20 protein-coding genes are annotated in these 18,368 nt (G+C 64.3%); 15 read left to right on the top strand and 5 right to left on the bottom strand.

What is annotated here, in order from left to right; all coding sequences use genetic code 11:
- Window positions 1-37: 37 nt before the first annotated feature.
- Window positions 38-616: a PAN domain-containing protein gene (locus ABIA96_RS05985; protein ID WP_354136094.1), complete on the top strand. Its 579-nt coding sequence runs from the start codon at window positions 38-40 to the stop codon at window positions 614-616.
- Between the two features lie 17 nt (window positions 617-633).
- Here the strand turns inward: ABIA96_RS05985 and ABIA96_RS05980 are convergent, their stop codons facing one another.
- From ABIA96_RS05980 to ABIA96_RS05965, 4 genes are all read right to left on the bottom strand, one after another.
- Complete coding sequence (locus ABIA96_RS05980) at window positions 634-1,200, bottom strand: nucleotidyltransferase family protein (protein ID WP_354136093.1); 567 nt, start codon at window positions 1,198-1,200, stop codon at window positions 634-636.
- Between the two features lie 13 nt (window positions 1,201-1,213).
- The gene (gene lepB, locus ABIA96_RS05975) at window positions 1,214-1,990 is read right to left on the bottom strand and encodes a signal peptidase I (RefSeq protein WP_354136092.1); all 777 of its coding nucleotides are present in this window, start codon (window positions 1,988-1,990) and stop codon (window positions 1,214-1,216) included.
- Window positions 1,987-3,414: a metalloprotease TldD gene (tldD, locus tag ABIA96_RS05970; protein WP_354136091.1), complete on the bottom strand. Its 1,428-nt coding sequence runs from the start codon at window positions 3,412-3,414 to the stop codon at window positions 1,987-1,989. The genes lepB and tldD overlap by 4 nt, the downstream gene beginning before the upstream one ends.
- A gap of 99 nt (window positions 3,415-3,513) precedes the next feature.
- Complete coding sequence (locus ABIA96_RS05965; RefSeq protein ID WP_354136090.1) at window positions 3,514-4,047, bottom strand: invasion associated locus B family protein; 534 nt, start codon at window positions 4,045-4,047, stop codon at window positions 3,514-3,516.
- Window positions 4,048-4,493: 446 nt separating this feature from the next.
- Between ABIA96_RS05965 and coxB the strand changes: the two genes are divergently transcribed.
- The 9 genes from coxB (at window position 4,494) to ABIA96_RS05920 (ending at window position 11,592) form a co-directional block, all read left to right on the top strand.
- On the top strand, window positions 4,494-5,348 hold the full coding sequence (gene coxB, locus ABIA96_RS05960) for a cytochrome c oxidase subunit II (RefSeq protein WP_354136089.1): 855 nt from the start codon (window positions 4,494-4,496) through the stop codon (window positions 5,346-5,348).
- 87 nt (window positions 5,349-5,435) lie between these two features.
- Window positions 5,436-7,061, top strand: coding sequence for a cytochrome c oxidase subunit I (ctaD, locus tag ABIA96_RS05955; protein ID WP_354136088.1), 1,626 nt, complete (start codon window positions 5,436-5,438; stop codon window positions 7,059-7,061).
- Window positions 7,062-7,127: 66 nt separating this feature from the next.
- The gene (locus tag ABIA96_RS05950; RefSeq protein WP_354136087.1) at window positions 7,128-8,072 is read left to right on the top strand and encodes a heme o synthase; all 945 of its coding nucleotides are present in this window, start codon (window positions 7,128-7,130) and stop codon (window positions 8,070-8,072) included.
- Window positions 8,073-8,079: 7 nt separating this feature from the next.
- Entirely contained in the window at window positions 8,080-8,244 is a 165-nt protein-coding gene (locus tag ABIA96_RS05945; protein WP_148754405.1) for a cytochrome c oxidase system small membrane protein, read from the top strand.
- Window positions 8,245-8,249: 5 nt separating this feature from the next.
- Window positions 8,250-8,897: a cytochrome c oxidase assembly protein gene (locus tag ABIA96_RS05940; RefSeq protein ID WP_354136086.1), complete on the top strand. Its 648-nt coding sequence runs from the start codon at window positions 8,250-8,252 to the stop codon at window positions 8,895-8,897.
- 64 nt (window positions 8,898-8,961) lie between these two features.
- Entirely contained in the window at window positions 8,962-9,858 is an 897-nt protein-coding gene (locus tag ABIA96_RS05935; RefSeq protein WP_354136085.1) for a cytochrome c oxidase subunit 3, read from the top strand.
- A 97-nt stretch (window positions 9,859-9,955) separates the two neighbouring features.
- Window positions 9,956-10,357, top strand: coding sequence for a DUF983 domain-containing protein (locus ABIA96_RS05930; protein WP_354136084.1), 402 nt, complete (start codon window positions 9,956-9,958; stop codon window positions 10,355-10,357).
- Window positions 10,354-11,118 carry an SURF1 family protein gene (locus ABIA96_RS05925; protein ID WP_354136083.1) on the top strand — a complete coding sequence of 255 codons (765 nt, stop codon included), beginning with the start codon at window positions 10,354-10,356 and terminating at the stop codon, window positions 11,116-11,118. Before ABIA96_RS05930 ends, ABIA96_RS05925 begins: the two co-directional genes overlap by 4 nt.
- A gap of 108 nt (window positions 11,119-11,226) precedes the next feature.
- Window positions 11,227-11,592: a nuclear transport factor 2 family protein gene (locus tag ABIA96_RS05920; protein WP_354136082.1), complete on the top strand. Its 366-nt coding sequence runs from the start codon at window positions 11,227-11,229 to the stop codon at window positions 11,590-11,592.
- Here the strand turns inward: ABIA96_RS05920 and ABIA96_RS05915 are convergent.
- Window positions 11,589-12,920, bottom strand: coding sequence for a histidine kinase (locus ABIA96_RS05915; protein WP_354136081.1), 1,332 nt, complete (start codon window positions 12,918-12,920; stop codon window positions 11,589-11,591). The two genes, ABIA96_RS05920 and ABIA96_RS05915, sit on opposite strands and share 4 nt — an antisense overlap.
- Window positions 12,921-13,007: 87 nt before the next feature.
- Here ABIA96_RS05915 and ABIA96_RS05910 point away from each other — a divergent pair, with 87 nt between their 5' ends.
- From ABIA96_RS05910 to ABIA96_RS05890, 5 genes are all read left to right on the top strand, one after another.
- Window positions 13,008-13,649, top strand: a complete 642-nt coding sequence (locus ABIA96_RS05910) for a response regulator transcription factor (protein ID WP_354136080.1) — start codon at window positions 13,008-13,010, stop codon at window positions 13,647-13,649.
- A gap of 525 nt (window positions 13,650-14,174) precedes the next feature.
- Window positions 14,175-15,593, top strand: coding sequence for a threonine synthase (thrC, locus tag ABIA96_RS05905; RefSeq protein ID WP_354136079.1), 1,419 nt, complete (start codon window positions 14,175-14,177; stop codon window positions 15,591-15,593).
- On the top strand, window positions 15,590-16,879 hold the full coding sequence (locus ABIA96_RS05900; protein ID WP_354136078.1) for a M16 family metallopeptidase: 1,290 nt from the start codon (window positions 15,590-15,592) through the stop codon (window positions 16,877-16,879). Before thrC ends, ABIA96_RS05900 begins: the two co-directional genes overlap by 4 nt.
- Window positions 16,880-16,918: 39 nt before the next feature.
- Entirely contained in the window at window positions 16,919-17,506 is a 588-nt protein-coding gene (locus ABIA96_RS05895) for a GNAT family N-acetyltransferase (RefSeq protein WP_354136077.1), read from the top strand.
- A 132-nt stretch (window positions 17,507-17,638) separates the two neighbouring features.
- A complete protein-coding gene (locus ABIA96_RS05890; protein WP_354136076.1) occupies window positions 17,639-18,292 on the top strand; it encodes a hypothetical protein in 654 nt (217 codons plus the stop codon).
- Window positions 18,293-18,368 lie beyond the last annotated feature (76 nt).

Here is an 18,368-nt window from a genome sequence, read left to right as displayed (position 1 = left end):
AAACCTGAGCGCCGTCAATAACTCGAAAGCTGTTCCGATGGGGAAGGGCCGCCTGCCTGAGGCCGTCATGGCCAAGGTCTTGGCAAAGGTCTTGGCATGCGTCGTGCTGCTGTCACTCGCCTTTGCGAGCGGGCCTGCGCGCGCCCAGACGGCGTTCGACCGGCCCGGCGGCGACTATTTCAATACGCCGGTCACGTCAGGTGATCCCGAGGATTGTGCGCTGCTCTGCGAGCGCGATCGCCGCTGTCGGTCGTGGAGCTTCAGCTATCCCGACATCGACGGCGCGGCCGCAGTGTGCTGGCTCAAGAATACCGTGCCGCCGCGGGTGCCGGGGAGTTGCTGTATCTCCGGCGTGCGCGGCGCCGGCGTGATCGAGCCGCGCGTCGAGGGCGTCGAGAGTTCGATCGATCGCCCCGGCGGCGATCTGCGCAACTTCGGCCTCAAAGAAGGCGAAGGCGAGGACGTTTGCAAGGCCGCCTGCACCGCCGATAACAAGTGCCGTGCCTTCACCTATGCCCGTCCCGGCTATACCGGCCGCGAAGCGCGCTGCTTTCTGAAAAAGGACATTAAGCCGCCGCGGCGGAAGGCGGGGTTCACATCGGGTGTGGTGAGATAGGCATGGTGCGGTAGACTTCAATCCGTCGCGATGACCGTGATCTCCGGCCATAGCGACTTCCACCGCGCCGCCTTTGCCGCATAGTTTGCCGCAGAAAAATTCAACGCCGGATTGGGCCGCACGATCAATCTCTCGACGTCGTCGAACCCGTGCGGCGCGTAAACTTCAAGACCATCGTCTGTGCGTCTCACGCCCACTTGCGTACTCTGCGTGAGGAAACGGTCGATACCGTTGCTCGAGCACAACAGCGGTGGATAGGGCAGGCCATGCTTGTCCGGGTACCACAGATGCACCCGCGCCTGATTGCGAGCCTCGATCTTGACGCCGAGATGGTCGAGGCGCGTTTGCAGGTTGCGGATCACGGCGTCCTCCGCTTCCCAGGACATATCAGGATCGAAGTAGAAGACGTCGTAATCGGCGATGCCGTGATCGATGGCGCGGTGGGTGAGAACGTTCCACACCGTCTGCACCAGGCATCCCGAGACCAGCCACGCATCCGGGAGCGCGAGATGATGTAGTTCATCGAGGATCGCGGCGTTGACGGGATTTTGCAGGGCGACAGCGAGGAATTCGTCCTCACCCACCCCGCGATCGTCGTCAGTGCACGGCGGTGAAGAACCGCGCCATGCGGAATCCGGAGAGCCAGGTCCACACCGGCTGGCCGCGCATGCCGAGATCCCAGGAGCCGAGCACGGCATCGGCACGGCCGACAAGATTATCGACCGGCAGCAGGCCGACGCCGCCGGAGCGGAGCGGCACGCGGCTGTCGGCCGAGTTGTCGCGGTTGTCGCCGAGCACGAACAGATGTCCGGCCGGTACCGTCACTTCCTGCGTATTGTCGAGCGGACCGTTGTCGCGCATCTTGAAGATCAGGTGCTTGACGCCATTCGGCAGCGTCTCGACATAGCGGTAGGCGGGCTCGCTGCCGCCATTGTCATCCTCGGCGGCGCCAACGCCATCCGGCTTGAGTTCGGCGGGGCGATCGTTGACGAAGAGCTGCCCCTGTCGCATCTGGATGCGATCGCCGGGCAGGCCCACGACGCGCTTGACCCAGGCCTGGGAGCGGTCGCCGGGCCAGCGGAACACGACGACGTCGCCTTGCTTCGGCGTTTCCGCGAAGACGCGGCCGGTTTCCGGCAGGTTGATCTGAATCGGCAGCGACGAGGTGCCATAGCCATAGGGGAATTTCGAAGCCAGCAGGGCGTCGCCGATCAACAGCGTCGGCTCCATCGAGCCCGACGGCACGTAGAACGGTTCGGCCAGCGCGCCCTTGGCGATGAAGACGGCGGCGACAATGCCGGCGAGCTGCACGAGCTGACCGCCCCAGCCGCTGCTCTTCCGCTTGGTGCTGACAGTTACTTTTTCAACGCTCATGCGCCCGTTCCACCCACTGTAATGCGTTCCATCAGCAGCGACGGCTGGCCGACGCCGACCGGCACGCCCTGACCGTTCTTGCCGCAGGTGCCGATGCCGGTATCGAGCGCGAGATCGTTGCCGATCATGCGGATGCGATGCAGGTCAGTCGGCCCGTTGCCGATCAGCATGGCGCCCTTTAGCGGTGCGCCGATCTTGCCGTTCTCGATCTTGTAGGCCTCGGTGCACTGGAAGACGTATTTGCCCGAGGTGATGTCGACCTGCCCGCCGCCGAAATTCGCGGCAAACACGCCGTTCTTCACGGACGCAAGAATCTCGGCCGGATCGCGGTTGCCTGCGAGCATGTAGGTGTTGGTCATGCGCGGCATCGGCACATGGGCATAGCCCTGGCGGCGGCCGTTGCCGGTCGGCTTCATGTTCATCAGCCGCGCGTTCTGGCGGTCTTGCATGTAGCCGACCAGGATGCCGTCCTCGATCAGCACGGTGCGATTGGTCGGCGTGCCCTCGTCGTCGATCGACAGCGAGCCGCGGCGCGAGGCAATGGTGCCGTCGTCGACCACGGTGACGCCCTTGGCCGCGACCTGCTGGCCCATCAGGCCAGCGAAGGCAGACGTCTTCTTGCGGTTGAAGTCGCCCTCGAGGCCGTGGCCGACTGCTTCATGCAGCATCACGCCGGGCCAGCCGGCGCCGAGCACGACGTCCATCTCGCCTGCCGGAGCGGGAATCGATTCCAGATTGACCAGGGCCTCGCGCAGCGCGCCGTCGGCGGCGTCGCGCCAGTTCTTGCTCTCGATGAATTCGGCATAGCCGGCGCGGCCGCCGTAGCCCTTGCTGCCGCTTTCCTGGCGGTCGCCCTGGCCGGCGACCACGGAGACGTTGACGCGCACCAGCGGGCGGATGTCGCGATAGCTCTCCCCGTCCGGGCGCAGGATCTCGACGACCTGCCAGGTCGCACCCAGGCTGACACTGACCTGCCGCACCCGCGGATCCTTGTCGCGCAGATAGGCGTCGATTTCGGCGAGCAGCTTGACCTTGGTCTCGAAGCCCGGCGCGTCCAGCGGATTGTCGTCATTATAAAGTCGCACGTTGGTATGCGCTGGCGGGGCGGCAAAGCTGCCGGAATAGCCGCCGCGGACGGCTGCGACCGCATCAGCGGCGCGAATCAGCGCCGGCAGCGATACGTCGGAGGAATGCGCGTAGCCGACCGCGTCGTCCTTCACCGCACGCAGGCCAAATCCTTGCGAGGTGTCGTAGGTCGCCTGCTTCAGCCGCCCATTGTCGAACATCAGCGCTTCGGTCTGGCTGTATTCCAGGAACAATTCGCCGTCGTCGGCACCGGCAAGCCCGCGCGCGAGCTCGTGGCGAACCTGGTCGCGGTCGAGATTGGCGCGGTCGAGCAGGGAGGTTGTGGCTGGGTTGGTCATGCGTCCGTCCATTATCGGAAGATGTGGGGCAAGATAATGGTTTCAGAACGGTTCCGCGAGGGCGCGAAGCCTCACATTACGGAAACAATAGGTCCAGCCTCACGGCAGCTTGTCGTAGCCCTCGCCGAGGCCGTTCAGGCTGAGCGGAAAGCCGATGCCTTCCTCAGGGGTCTCGAAGATGATGAAGGTCGCGGTCTTGGCGCTGCGGAGCTGGCCGAGCAGCTTGTCGTCCATGACGACCTCGGCGACGCAGCCATTGGGCAGGCAGCGGACGAAGCCGGCGCGGCCGACGTCCTGGTTGTCGAGCTTGAGCCCGAGGCCGGAGGGCAGGAGGACGCCCAAGGGGGCGACCACGCGCATCAGGCGGCTCTTCTGGTCGGCAGTCTTGAGCACGATCACGGTGAGGCCGGCGTTGGAACGGTCTTCCGCCACCACGCTCTGGATCAGGGCGCATTGCTCGGCCTGGGCCCCTGGCGGGGTGTCGCAGCGGATCTGCCAGTCGCCATGGACGGAGCGCACCGCGCCCTGCGCATGGGCGATACCTGGCAAGGCAAGGAGAAGGGCAGCAGCCAGGAGGCCGACCAGCGCCTTGAGGCCGTCAGCCGGCCTTGCCATGCATCTCGAAAGCCCCATCGGGGTCGGTCCCTCTGCTCGCCTCGGTCGCTTGCGCTGGTGGACTGATACGGGAATGACGGCGTCTTGAAGGCAATTCACAAGCAAATTCCGCGCCGCCTCGGCCGCCATTGCCGCCACGAATCAGGTTCCTGCGCGGCGCTGCGCCTGTGCCTACAGCGGGCAATTCAGCTGTCAAGCTGCGGCATCCCGGGAAGCGGCATTTTTGTCTGATCTTGCTGGGAAATATCTTGCGGGTGATGGCAGACAGACCGGGCTCAAGACTGCATTGCGATAGATCAAGAATTATGGTTTGAGAGGCTTGATTTCGGCGTTCTAGCGATCTGGCCCGATTCCTCTTAGAGGTATTCTTGAGTGGCGGTTTGTCAGACGGGCGGATCGGATAAGCATTTCCCGGAAATAGGGGAATGCACCTGGGGTGATTTCGTTAGGGGAGCGCGAGCGGCATGAGGATGTCGAAGAGTCGGGTGGGCCGGCATTTGCTGGGATTGGCCACCGTCGCCTTGGCGGCGATTGGCATCACGCTGGCGACGGGCGGCGCGGCATTTGCCGAGCTTGGGCAGCCTGAGCCGTGGGAATGGCACCTTCAGGCCTCCGGGTCTCCGGTGATGGACAATATCGTCTGGTTCCACGACTTCTTGTCCGTGCTCATTATCGTGATCACGCTGTTCGTGCTGGGGCTGCTCGTTGCCGTGGTCGTGAAGTTCAACTCGAAGGCCAATCCGGTGCCGTCGCGGACCACCCACAACACACTGATCGAAGTGGTGTGGACCCTGGTGCCGGTGCTGATTCTGGTCGGCATCGCGGTGCCGTCGTTCCGCCTGCTGTTCCTCGAACTCGATGTGCCGAAGGCGGATCTGACCATCAAGGCGACCGGCAAGCAGTGGTACTGGTCTTATGCCTATCCTGACAATGGCAAGTTCGAGTTCGACTCGCTGCTGGCCCAGGACAAGCAGCCTCGCCTGCTCGGCGTCGACAACGAGATGGTCGTCCCGGTCAACAAGGTGATTCGCGTTCAGGTCACCGGCGCTGACGTCATTCATGCCTTCGCGCTTCCGGCTTTCGGCGTCAAAATCGACGCCATTCCGGGGCGGTTGAACGAGACCTGGTTCAAGGCGACCAAGACCGGCATGTTCTACGGCCAGTGCTCGGAGCTCTGCGGCAAGGACCATGCCTTTATGCCGATCGCGATTCGCGTGGTGAACGATCAGGAGTTCGCCTCCTGGGTTGAATCGGCGAAGAAGAAATTTGCGAGCGGCGGCACCAGCACTTTCGCCTCCGCGGCCGGCCCGACGCAGTAAGCGCCGGGCGACGGTTTGAGGGACTGAAAGCGACATAAAGGGCGGGACCTCCAAAGGTCCGAATGGGACGCAAGGCAGGATTTGAAAATGGCAACCAGCGCAGCGGCACACGGCGATCACGCGCAAGACCACGGACATGACGAGCATGCCCATCCGACCGGATGGCGCCGCTATGTCTATTCGACCAACCACAAGGACATCGGCACGATGTACCTGATCTTCGCGGTCATCGCCGGCGTCATCGGTGCCGCGATGTCGATCGCGATCCGTGCCGAGTTGATGTATCCGGGCGTGCAGATATTCCACGAGACGCACACCTATAACGTATTCGTGACCTCTCACGGCCTGATCATGATCTTCTTCATGGTCATGCCCGCGATGATCGGCGGGTTCGGCAACTGGTTCGTGCCGCTGATGATCGGCGCGCCGGACATGGCGTTCCCGCGCATGAACAACATCTCGTTCTGGCTGCTGCCGGCCTCTTTCGCGCTGCTGCTGATCTCGTCCTTCGTCGAGGGAGAGCCGGGCGCCAACGGCGTCGGGACCGGCTGGACCATGTACGTACCGCTGTCGAGCTCCGGCCATCCGGGACCGGCCGTCGACTTCGCGATCCTGTCGCTGCATCTTGCCGGCGCCTCGTCGATCCTCGGCGCCATCAACTTCATCACCACGATCTTCAACATGCGCGCGCCGGGCATGACCCTGCACAAGATGCCGCTGTTCGTGTGGTCGATCCTGGTGACGGTGTTCCTGCTGCTGCTGTCGCTGCCGGTGCTCGCCGGTGCGATCACGATGCTGCTCACCGACCGCAACTTCGGCACCTCATTCTTCGCGCCCGATGGCGGTGGTGACCCCGTGCTGTTCCAGCACCTGTTCTGGTTCTTCGGTCACCCCGAGGTGTACATCCTGATCCTGCCGGGCTTCGGCATGGTCAGCCAGATCGTCTCGACCTTCTCGCGCAAGCCCGTGTTCGGCTATCTCGGCATGGCCTACGCCATGGTCGCGATCGGCGGCATCGGCTTCGTGGTGTGGGCGCATCACATGTACACGGTCGGCATGTCCTCGGCGACGCAGGCCTATTTCGTCGCTGCCACCATGGTGATCGCGGTTCCGACCGGCGTGAAGATCTTCTCCTGGATCGCCACGATGTGGGGCGGCTCGATCGACTTCCGCGCGCCGATGATCTGGGCGGTGGGCTTCATCTTCCTGTTCACCGTCGGTGGCGTCACCGGCGTCGTGCTGGCGAATGCCGGCGTCGACCGCGTGCTCCAGGAGACCTACTATGTCGTCGCGCACTTCCACTACGTGCTGTCGCTCGGCGCGGTGTTCGCAATCTTCGCCGGTTGGTACTACTGGTTCCCGAAGATGACGGGCTACATGTACAGCGAGACGCTGGCCAAGGCGCATTTCTGGTTTACCTTCGTCGGCGTCAACCTGGTGTTCTTCCCGCAGCACTTCCTCGGCCTGTCGGGCATGCCGCGCCGCTATGTCGATTATCCGGACGCGTTCGCGGGCTGGAACCTAGTCTCGTCGATCGGCTCCTACATCTCCGGCTTCGGCGTCCTGATCTTCCTCTATTGCGTGTTCGACGCCTTCATGAAGAAGGTCCCGGCGGGCGACAATCCCTGGGGTGCAGGCGCCACCACGCTGGAGTGGACGCTGTCCTCGCCGCCGCCCTTCCACCAGTTCGAGGTGCTGCCTCGCGTGCAGTAAGCCACACACGACTCCCGCGGCGCCCGAGCCGGGCGCCGCGGCTCTATAACGAAGCGAGTTAAATTAGTGTCCGTCCTCGACCACAATGCCATCGACATCAATCCCCGCATCTCCGAAGCGGAGGTTGGTGATTACCTCGCGCTGCTCAAGCCGCGGGTGATGTCGCTCGTGATCTTCACCGCGCTGGTCGGAATGGCGATGGCTCCGGGGCACTTCCATTGGGTGCTCGCGATCACCTCGCTGCTCTGCATCGCCGTCGGTGCCGGCGCATCCGGTGCGCTCAATATGGCGCTCGAAGGCGACATCGACGCCAAGATGTCGCGCACCGCGAACCGTCCGATCCCGCGCGGCCGCATCACCCGGCCCGAGGCGATGGCGTTCGGCATGACGCTCGCCTTCTTCTCGGTGATGACGCTCGGCATCCTCGTCAACTGGATCGCGGGCGCGCTGCTCGCCTTCACCATCTTCTTCTACGTCGTGATCTACACGATGGGCCTGAAGCGCTGGACCGCGCAGAACATCGTGATTGGCGGCGCCGCCGGTGCGCTGCCGCCAGTGGTGGCCTGGGCCTCCGTGACCGGCACGGTCGACGTCGAGCCGCTGCTGCTGTTCGCCATCATCTTCTTCTGGACGCCGCCGCATTTTTGGGCGCTGGCGCTGTTCCGCTCCGACGACTACGCCCGCGCCGGCATTCCGATGCTGCCCAATGTCGCCGGTCCTGATGCGACCCGTCTCCAGATCCTGCTCTACACCATCGTGCTGATCGCGGTTGCCGCCGCGCCCTGGGCGCTCGGTTATTTCGATGCTGTCTACGGCATCGTCTCGCTGATCCTCGGTGCCGGCATGCTGGTGCTCGCGATCAACGTCTATATACGCCGCGAACGCAGCCAATCGCTGCGCGCGACCCGCAAGCTGTTTGCCTTCTCGATCCTGTATCTGTTCGCGCTGTTCGCGACCTTGCTGGCCGAGGTCGTGTTTCGGGCGCTCGCTCCGATGGTCGGGGGCGCATGAGGCAGGAATGGCAGACAAACCCGAGCCAGATGGAATCGTCCTCACCGAGGCGCAGAAGAAGAGCCGTCGTCAGCGCTCGATCGCAATCGCGCTCGCGCTCGGTGTGCTCGTCATCCTTTTCTTCGCCGTCACCATGGTCAAGGGGCCGGCGGTTCTAGTTCGGCCGATGTAGGAAACATGGATCAGAAGCCGACTGTATCGCAGGACGTGACCCCAAAGGCGGTGCGCCGTGGTTTGGGCCGCGATGCGCTGGTCGCGTCGATCTGCGGCGGCGTGGTCGCGCTGATGGTCGGCGCGTCCTACGCAGCAGTCCCGTTCTACAACTGGTTCTGCCGCGCCACCGGCTTCAACGGCACGACCCAGGTCGCGACCTCGGCGCCAGCGTCCGGTCCGATCGCGCGCAGGATCACGGTGCGGTTCGATTCCAACGTCGCGCCCGGCCTGCCCTGGAAGTTCGAGCCGGAGCAGACCGAGGTCGAGGTCAAGATCGGCCAGGTCACCACCATCTATTACACCGTGACCAACCAGGCCGCGCGCACCACCTCGGGCCAGGCCGCCTACAACGTCGCGCCGCTGACGGTCGGGTCCTATTTCGAGAAGATCAACTGCTTCTGCTTCACCGAGCAGACCATGGCGCCGGGCGAGAAGCGCGAGATGCCCGTGGTGTTCTACGTCGATCCGTCGATCGTCGATGATCACGACAATGACGGGCTCAGCACGATCACGCTGTCGTACACGTTCTATCCGGTGAAAGATCCGGTGGTGAAGCCGCTCGCATCCGGCGATGACGATAAACGCAAGGGAAATCTCCAACCGCCCGGTTGACGCTCAGGGGTTGGAGTAAGGGGATAAGTGCCGGACAGGCACGGGATTGAGGAGAGAGACCGCAATGGCTACCGCGCAAGGCAAGCATCACGACTACCATCTGGTCGATCCCTCTCCATGGCCGGTGGTCGGGTCCATCTCGGCCTTCATCATGGCGGTCGGCGCGATCACCTGGATGCATCACATGCTCTCGGCAGCGCCGATCATCTTCGGTGTCGGAGTCATCGGCGTGCTCTACACCATGGCGAGCTGGTGGGGCGACGTGATCAAGGAAGCCCAATACAAGGGCGACCACACCCGTGTCGTGCAGATCAGCCACCGCTACGGCATGATCCTGTTTATCGCCTCCGAGGTGATGTTCTTCGTTGCCTGGTTCTGGGCCTATTTCAACGCCGCACTGTTCCCGGCCGACGCCGTCCACGCCACCCGCGACGCCGTGTTCGGCTGCGGCCTTGGCACTGCGGCCGGCGCGTGCACCGTGCCGGGCACCTGGCCGCCCCATGGCATCGAGACCTTCGATCCCTGGCATCTGCCGCTCCTCAACACGTTGATCCTGCTCACCTCCGGCACCACGGTGACCTGGGCCCACCACGCACTGCTTGAAGGCGATCGCAAGGGCCTGAAATACGGGCTGATCCTCACCGTCATCCTGGGCGCGCTCTTCACCTGCGTGCAGGCCTATGAGTACAGCCACGCGGCGTTCTCCTTTGCCGGCAACGTCTACGGCGGGACCTTCTTCATGGCGACCGGCTTCCACGGTTTCCACGTGCTGGTCGGCACGATCTTCCTGATCGTGTGCCTTGCGCGCGCCTATGCCGGCCACTTCACGCCGACGCAGCATCTCGGCTTCGAGTTCGCCGCCTGGTACTGGCACTTCGTCGACGTGGTGTGGCTGTTCCTGTTCCTGTGCATCTATGTCTGGGGCCACGGCGCCGAGACCATGGCCCACGCCGCGCACTGAGCCGCGGTCAATCGATCTGGAAAGGGCGGCCGCGGGGCCGCTCTTTTGCTTTCCGGTGGCCGGAGACCCGACTGAAACTGTGATAGACTTGCGGATCATGAACGAAACTGCCGGCACCCCTGAATCCCAGCCCACCGTCCTGCAAAGCGCACTACGCGGGCTCGCCTGCAAATGTCCGCGCTGCGGTGAGGGCAAGCTCTATGCGGGCTTCCTGACGCTCGCGCCGTCCTGTGACCGCTGCGGCCTCGACTACGCCTTCATCGACGCCGGCGACGGTCCGGCGATCTTCATCATCATGCTGGCCGGCGCGATCGTGGTCGGCTGCGCGCTCATCGTCGAGGTCAAATATCAGCCACCATACTGGCTGCATGCGGTGCTGTGGCTGCCGTTGATCCTCGCGACCACGCTTCTCCCACTACGCTCCATGAAATCGCTGCTGATCGCGCTGCAATTCCACCACAAGGCCGCACCTGGCCGGCTGGTCGACCGCTCGAAATGAGCGAGACTGCGCGCACGCCTCGCGTGGCCGGCTTCGCGCTGTTCACGCTTCTGCTGACCGCGGCCTTCGTCGCGCTCGGTGTCTGGCAATTGCAGCGCCGCACCGCCAAGCACGAACTGATTGCCGCACTTACCGTGCGCCTTGCGGAGGCACCGGTCGCGCTGCCGCCGCCTGCGCAATGGGCGGCGCTGAGCCCTGCGCGCGATGAATTCCGCCGCGTTAGCTTCACGGCAACTTACGCTGCCGCGCCGGATGCGATGGTCTATTCGTCCGGCTCCGCCGTGCGCAAGGATGCCTCCGGCCCCGGCACCTGGGCCTTCGTGCCGGCGCGGCTGCCGAGCGGCGAGACCGTCGTGATCGATGCGGGCTTCGTCGAGAACACGATGCAGGAGCGCAGCGTCGAGGATCGCGCCGTGAAGAAGCTCGTCACCGGCGCGCCGGTCGCGCTCACCGGCTATCTGCGCTTTCCGGAAGGGGCGGGATGGTTCACGCCGGCCGAGAACCGGGACAAGCGGCTATGGTTCGTGCGCGATCATCTCGCGATTGCAACCGCGCTTCATTGGGGCACGACCGCGCCGTTCTATGTCGATCTTGAACAGCCGATGCCCGAGAACGGCATTCCGCGCCCGGGGCCGCTGGATGTGCACCTGAAAGACGACCATCTGCAATACGCCATCACATGGTTCACGCTTGCCGGCGCGGTGCTGGTCGCATTCGGCGTCTGGCTGCGGGGACGGCGCCAAAGCGACCCGAGTCCGTAGGTTCCTGGTGGGAACCCGGAATCGCCCGGTCTTTATTATTCAGCGCATATTCACGAGGATGATCTTAAGCCGCATCTGAATTTTTCCGCGGCAATCAGGATTTCTGGCGTGCGCGATTTCGATCAGATGGGACTTGTTGTCGATTGGGTGGATGCCTGCCGCAAGGGCGACCTCGCGACCCTGCTCGACCTCTATGCCGACGATGCCGAGCTGGAATGCACATGCAACGGCACAAATCTCTATCGCGGCCGGCACGAGCTTGAAACTTATTGGGGACCGAAACTCAGCGCCTTCTCCTCGGCAGGCTTCGGCCTGGAGGAAATCCATCCCGCGCAGAACGGCATCGATCTCGAATATTCCGTCGCCGGCGCGCTGCGCATCCGCGCCTCGTTTCGCTTCAGCCCTGAAGGCAAGATCCATAGCACCCAGTGCGAGCCGGCACTGCAGGGCTCGCACGATTGCGGTGCGTGCTAGCTGGAAATCGGGACTTCCCCGAGCGGCAGGCGGCAGCGCACATAGGTTCGTTCGTCCGCCCGCAGCAGTGACAGCGATCCGCTGAGCGCGCGCACGCGTTCATGCATGCCGGTCAAGCCGCGGCCGAAGACGTTGTCGGCGGGAAAGCCGCTGCCATCGTCGGAGACTTCGACCGCGAGTACATCGCCGGCAATCGCCGCCTCCACATGGGCGTTGCGTGCTCCGGCGTGGCGCAGCACGTTGGTCAAGGTCTCCTGGATGACGCGGTAGACGGTTTGGGCCAACGGCCCGTCGATCCCGTTGAGATCAGGATCGATCGTCGCGGTGAGCCCGATATGCGGCGCCTGCCTGCGGAAATTGCCAAGCAACGTCTGCACGCTGGCCTCGAGCCCCAATTCCTCGATGTAGAGCGGTCGCAGCCGGTCGAGGATGCGGCGGTTGGTTTGCTGGAGCGCCTCGACCGATCGCATCATCTCCTGCACCGAATTGCCGGGATTTCCCGTCTGCGGCGAGGCCTCGCTCAGCGCGATCGTGCCGGCGCGGATGCTGAACAGCAGCGGGCCAAGCTCGTCATGGAGCTCGCGGGCGAGATCGCGCCGCTCGTTGTCCTGGAGCGACACCAGCCGATGCAACAGGTCGCGATTGTCCTGGTTCAATTGCGCGAGCGTGGATGCCAGCGCGTTGGCTTCCTCGCAGCTCCGCCGGATTTCCGGCGGGCCCGCGACCGGAATCGGGGTCGCGTAATCGCCCCGCCGGATCCGGGTGAGGCCTGCGCCGAGAGCCTGCAGGGGCTGCAGCGCGGATCTCGCGAAGAGATAGGCGATCGTTCCGGTCAGCACCATCAGCACCGCGATGAGGCTCGTCAGTGCCAGAAAGCCGATCCATTTTTCGAACAGGTCGGCCGACAGATCGGGCACGAACACGATGTCGCCGACGCGCCTGCTGTCGATGGTGACGGGGAATGCGATATGCAGGGCGGGGATGGTGAGGAGATTGACGAACCATCTCGGCGGGCTATGCGGGCCCCGCAGAGGCCTCGGCGCAAACGGGGGAGAACCGGCTTCCACCGAATGGAATTGGATATCCGACGATGCGCCCAGCATCCGGACAAAGTCGTCGAGAGTCCTGCGCGGGTTGTCTGACGACCGCAGGGCGCTGTTGAGGGCCTCGGCGACCGCCTGGGTCGATCGCTGCGCCGGCTCGCTCTCTTCGGCGAGTTGGCCGGTTGTGAAAAGGTGCAGGAGAATGCCGCCCATCAGCAGAGCCGCAATGAAACTCATGCCGAGCGGGAGAAACAGCTGGGTCCTGAACGAAAGTCGATGCCACATTAGGTCAATTCTAACGCGCATTGGCGGGATTTTCTCTTTCCATTTGTTCCCGCCGGTCTATGAGTCCAGAAAACAAGAGAGCGCGCGATGCAAGATACCAAGCCAGCGACGAGGGTCCTGATTGTCGACGACCATCCAGTGGTGCTGTCCGGTTGCCGCACCCTTTTTGCGTCGGACCATTCGATCCGGATCGAGGAGGCGACCGACGCGAAATCAGGCCATCGCGCCTATGTCAGCAAGCGGCCCGACGTGACCGTGATCGACATCAGCCTGCCTGACGTCTCCGGCTTCGAGCTGATGCGCCGGATCCGCAAGGACGACCCGGATGCCAAGATCATCATGTTCAGCATGAACGATGATCCGGCCTTCGTGGTGCGCGCGGTCGAACTCGGGGCGCAAGGCTATGTCTCCAAGGGCGACGATCCCCGGATTCTGCTCAAGGCGGTGCGCAAGGTGGTTGCAGGCGACAATTTCATCTCGCCGCAGCTCGCGGAGGCCGTGACTTTCTCGGGCGCCGCGATCAAGGCCAATCCGGCCTCGCAGATGACGCCGCGGGAGCTTGAAATTCTTCGCCTGCTTGGACGCGGTAACAAGATCGTCGAGGTCGCCGAGGCGCTCGGTATTTCCTACAAGACGGTCGCCAACACCACGTCCCTGCTCAAGCAGAAGCTCGGCGCCAAGAACCACTCCGACCTGATCCGGATCGCGGTGGAAATCGGGATGAATTGATCCGTCAGGGACCGAACCGGCTGCTCCAGGATGCAGCCAGTTCGGCCGACGGATCGGCGCCGCCGCGCGTCCGGGCAATGTGTGGACGACGGCTGATGCGATCCGCGGACACAATGGGCCGGGGCGGCGTTCGTTCCTTATCCGGCGCATCGATTCGGGAAAAACAGGCAACAGGGCCGGGCACCCGGCACTGCGATCGTCGGCACCGTCGGGGCAAATCGGGAAAAACAGGAACATTCGGCGTCGTGTGGCGTTTTTCTTCTTGACGATCCCGTGACAGGTGACGATAGCTCGAACGAACGATTTCTGGGGCGGCGCCCCACGACGGAAAACCGGGTCTGCACACATCAACGACAGACCTTCCAAGAGAGGGCTGCGGCATCGCCGCAGCCCTTTTTCGTTGGGCATGGTGCGGCCTCGCAAAACACTCTATGGTGCCGGAATCTCTTGGTTGTGACCTAGGAATATCGTGAAATCAAAGGCTTAAGGATCGGATTCAGGCCGGACCAGCCTTTGGAGGGCAGTTTGACTCGTTATATCTCGACCCGGGGCGAGGCCCCCGAGCTTGGCTTCTGCGACGTGATGCTGACCGGGCTTGCCCGCGACGGCGGCCTGTATGTGCCGGTGACCTGGCCGCAGCTTTCGGCCGAGACCATCGCAGGCTTCTTCGGTCGCCCCTATTGGGAGGTCGCGGTCGAAATCATTCGCCCGTTCGTTGGCGGCGAGATCTCGGACGCCGAGCTCGGCCGCATGGCGAACGAGGCCTATGCCACCTTTCGTCATCCGGCCGTGGTGCCGCTGCGCCAGATGTCGCCGCATCAATTCGTGCTGGAGTTGTTCCACGGCCCGACGCTCGCCTTCAAGGACGTGGCGATGCAGCTGATCTCGCGGCTGATGGACCATGTGCTGGCCAAGCGCGGCCAGCGCACCACCATCGTGGTCGCGACCTCCGGCGACACCGGCGGCGCCGCGGTCGATGCTTTCGCGGGTCTGGAGAATGTCGACCTCATCGTGCTGTTCCCGCACGGCCGCGTCTCCGAGGTGCAGCAGCGCATGATGACGACGACGGGCGCCGCCAATGTCCACGCGCTCGCCATCGAAGGCAATTTCGACGACTGCCAGGCGCTGGTGAAGGGGATGTTCAACAACCATCGCTTCCGCGATGCGACCTCGCTGTCCGGCGTCAATTCCATCAACTGGGCGCGCATCGTCGCGCAAGTGGTCTATTATTTCACCTCCGCAGTCGCCGCCGGCGCACCGGCGCGCGCGGTGGATTTCATCGTGCCGACCGGAAATTTCGGCGATATTTTTGCGGGCTACGTCGCCAAGCGCATGGGCCTTCCCGTGCGAACCCTGCGCATTGCCGCGAACGTCAATGACATTCTCGCCCGGACGCTCAAGACCGGCATCTACGAGGTGCGCGAGGTGCACGCGACCGCCTCGCCCTCGATGGACATCCAGATCTCCTCGAATTTCGAGCGGCTGCTGTTCGAAGCGAGCAAGCGCGATGCGGCCGGCGTGCGCCGGCTGATGGATTCGCTGAAGCAGTCGGGCCGCTTCGTGCTGCCGGATGCGACGCTGGCCGCGATCCGCGAAGAATTCGACGCCGGCCGCGCCGATGAGACCGAAACCGCGGCTGCGATCCGCGCCGCCTGGCGCGAGGCCGGCGAGCTCGTCGATCCCCATACCGCCGTGGCGCTTGCGGTCGCCGATCGCGACACGACCGACACGACCGTGCCCAACATCGTGCTCTCGACCGCGCATCCGGCGAAATTCCCTGATGCCGTGGATGCGGCCTGCGGCCAGCGGCCGCAACTGCCGGCATGGCTCGACGGTCTCATGACCAAATCCGAACACATGAAGGTGGTGAAGAACGATCAGAGCGAGGTCGAGCGGTTCGTGCTGTCGGTCAGCCGCGCCGCAAAACAGGGAGTTGCCGGATGAGCGTCGAGATTTCCAAGCTTGCGTCCGGCCTGACCGTCGTCACCGACAACATGCCTCACCTCGAGACCGCCGCACTCGGCGTCTGGGCCGGCGTCGGCGGCCGCGACGAGAAGCCGAACGAGCATGGCATCTCGCACCTGCTCGAGCACATGGCGTTCAAGGGCACGACCGGGCGCTCCTCGCGCGAGATCGTCGAGGAGATCGAGGCGGTCGGCGGCGACCTCAATGCCGGCACCTCGACCGAAACCACCTCCTATTATGCCCGGGTGATGAAGGCCGACGTGCCGCTGGCGCTCGACGTGCTCGCCGACATCCTGGCCAACCCCGCCTTCGAGCCCGAAGAGCTCGAGCGCGAGAAGAACGTCATCGTGCAGGAGATCGGCGCGGCCCAGGACACGCCCGACGACGTCGTGTTCGAGCATCTCAACGAGCTCTGCTATCCCGACCAGCCGATGGGCCGGTCGCTGCTCGGCACCGCCAAGACGCTGAAGAGCTTCAACCGCGACTCGCTGCGCGACTATCTCTCGACGCATTACCGCGGCCCCGACATGGTGGTGGCGGCGGCCGGTGCCGTCGATCACAAGCAGGTCGTCGCCGAGGTCGAAAAGCGATTTGCGAGTTTCGAGGGAACGCCGGGGCCGAAGCCGCAGGTTGCGATGTTCGGCAAGGGCGGCGCCAAGGTCGTGCATCGTGAGCTCGAGCAGGCGCATCTGACGCTGGCGCTCGAAGGCGTGCCGCAGACCGATTTGTCGCTGTTCTCGCTCCAGGTCTTCACCAACATCCTCGGCGGCGGAATGTCGTCGCGGCTGTTCCAGGAGGTGCGCGAAAAGCGCGGCCTCTGCTATTCGATCTACTCGTTCCACGCGCCCTATACCGACACCGGCTTCTTCGGCCTCTACACCGGGACTGATCCCGCCGACGCGCCGGAGATGATGGAGGTCGTCATCGACGTCATGAATGATTCGGTCGAGACCCTGACAGAGGCCGAGATCGCCCGCGCCAAGGCGCAGATGAAGGCGGGCCTTCTGATGGCGCTGGAGAGCTGCTCGTCGCGTGCCGAGCAGCTCGCCCGGCACGTGCTGGCCTATGGCCGGCCGCAGACGGTGCAGGAGCTGGTGGCCCGGATCGACGCCGTCAGTGTGGAATCGACCCGCGACGCGGCGCGTGCACTGCTTTCGCGCAGCCGCCCTGCAGTGGTTGCATTGGGCAGCGGCAGGGGTCTGGACACGGCGGTGTCTTTTGCGGAAGGATTGACCCGGGCGCGCGCCAAGGCGCGGCTGCACTAGGAGCCGCGCAACGGACGCCCTGCCCCGGGAAGCATCACCATGGCCCTCTTTCGCCTGCCATCCAGTGGACCTGCTGCTCTCGCCCCCCGCGGCAACGGGCTGTTGCTGCGGGCGCCGCAGATGTCGGACTTTTTGCAGTGGGCGCATCTGCGCGAGACCAGCCGTGATTACCTGACACCGTGGGAGCCGATCTGGCCGTCGGACGATTTGACCCGGTCCGGCTTCCGCCGCCGCCTGCGCCGCTATTCCGAGGATATCGCCGCGGACCGCTCCTATCCTTTTTTGATCTTCCGCGAGCTTGACGGCGCCATGATCGGCGGCATTACGCTGGCCAATGTCCGGCGCGGCATCGTCCAGGCCGGCACTATCGGCTACTGGGTCGGCCAGCCGCAGGCCCATCGCGGCTACATGACGGCGGCGCTCAGGGTGCTGCTGCCGACGCTGTTTGGCGAGCTCAATCTGCACCGGGTCGAGGCCGCCTGCATCCCCACCAATGCGCCGTCGATCCGGGTGCTGGAGAAGTGCGGCTTCTCGCGCGAGGGACTGGCGCGCCGCTATCTCTGCATCAACGGGATCTGGCAGGACCATCTGCTGTTCGGCCTGCTGCATGAGGATTTCCGCGGCTGAGCCGGGCGCCTGTTTGTGCGAAAGTCAGGTTTGTCCCGCCTTGTTTTCCTGCCTTGGGATCGCCGATTTTGGCGATATAAACCGCATCGAGCCGGCGATCGGCCGGGACGTTGTCATGGAGTATTGCCGTTCATGAATGAGCTTCGATCATTGCGGAATGCGCTGCGGCGGGGTCCGGTGATCGCGCTGGCGCTGTCGGTGTCATTCGCATCCATCTCGCCGGTCGCGGCGCAGTCGCTGACCGACCGCTTCAAGAGCCTGTTCGGCGGCAAGTCCGACGAGCCGGCTCAGCCCAAGCCGGCGCCCGCGCCGGGCCAACCGGCGGCCGATGACGAGATCGATTGCCCGCAGGTCACGGTGCGCGCTGGAGCGTCCACCTACGGGGTTGGGGCGACAGGCAAGCCGGCCGTCGGCAACGACGTGCGCTTCCAGGCCTCGATCACCAAGATGGCGCGCGAATGCGCCCGCAACGGCAGTGAGATCACCGCCCGCGTCGGCATCCAGGGCCGCGTCATCGCGGGCCCCGCCGGCTCGCCTGCCACGGTCGAGGTCCCCTTGCGCATCGCCGTGGTGCAGGGCGGCGTCGGCGAGAAGGTGATCGCTTCGAAGGCCTACCGGACTACGGTCGAGATGTCGGAGGGCGGCAGCGTGCCGTTCACCTTCGTTGCCGAGGACCTGTCCTATCCGGTGCCCTCGGCCGCAGTCGCCGATTCCTACATCTTCTATGTCGGCTTCGACCCGCAGGCACTGTCGCCCGAGCCGAAGGCGCGAAAGAAGAAGAAGTAAGGCGCCGCAAACTCAGCTGTCCGGCTCGTTTGGGGCGACAGCATCGGTCCCAACAAAAAAGCCGGCGCTCAGCGCC

This window comes from Bradyrhizobium sp. LB11.1 (genome assembly GCF_040549385.1).
Classification (GTDB): domain Bacteria; phylum Pseudomonadota; class Alphaproteobacteria; order Rhizobiales; family Xanthobacteraceae; genus Bradyrhizobium.
This window is presented reverse-complemented; position numbering and strand designations above follow the sequence as displayed.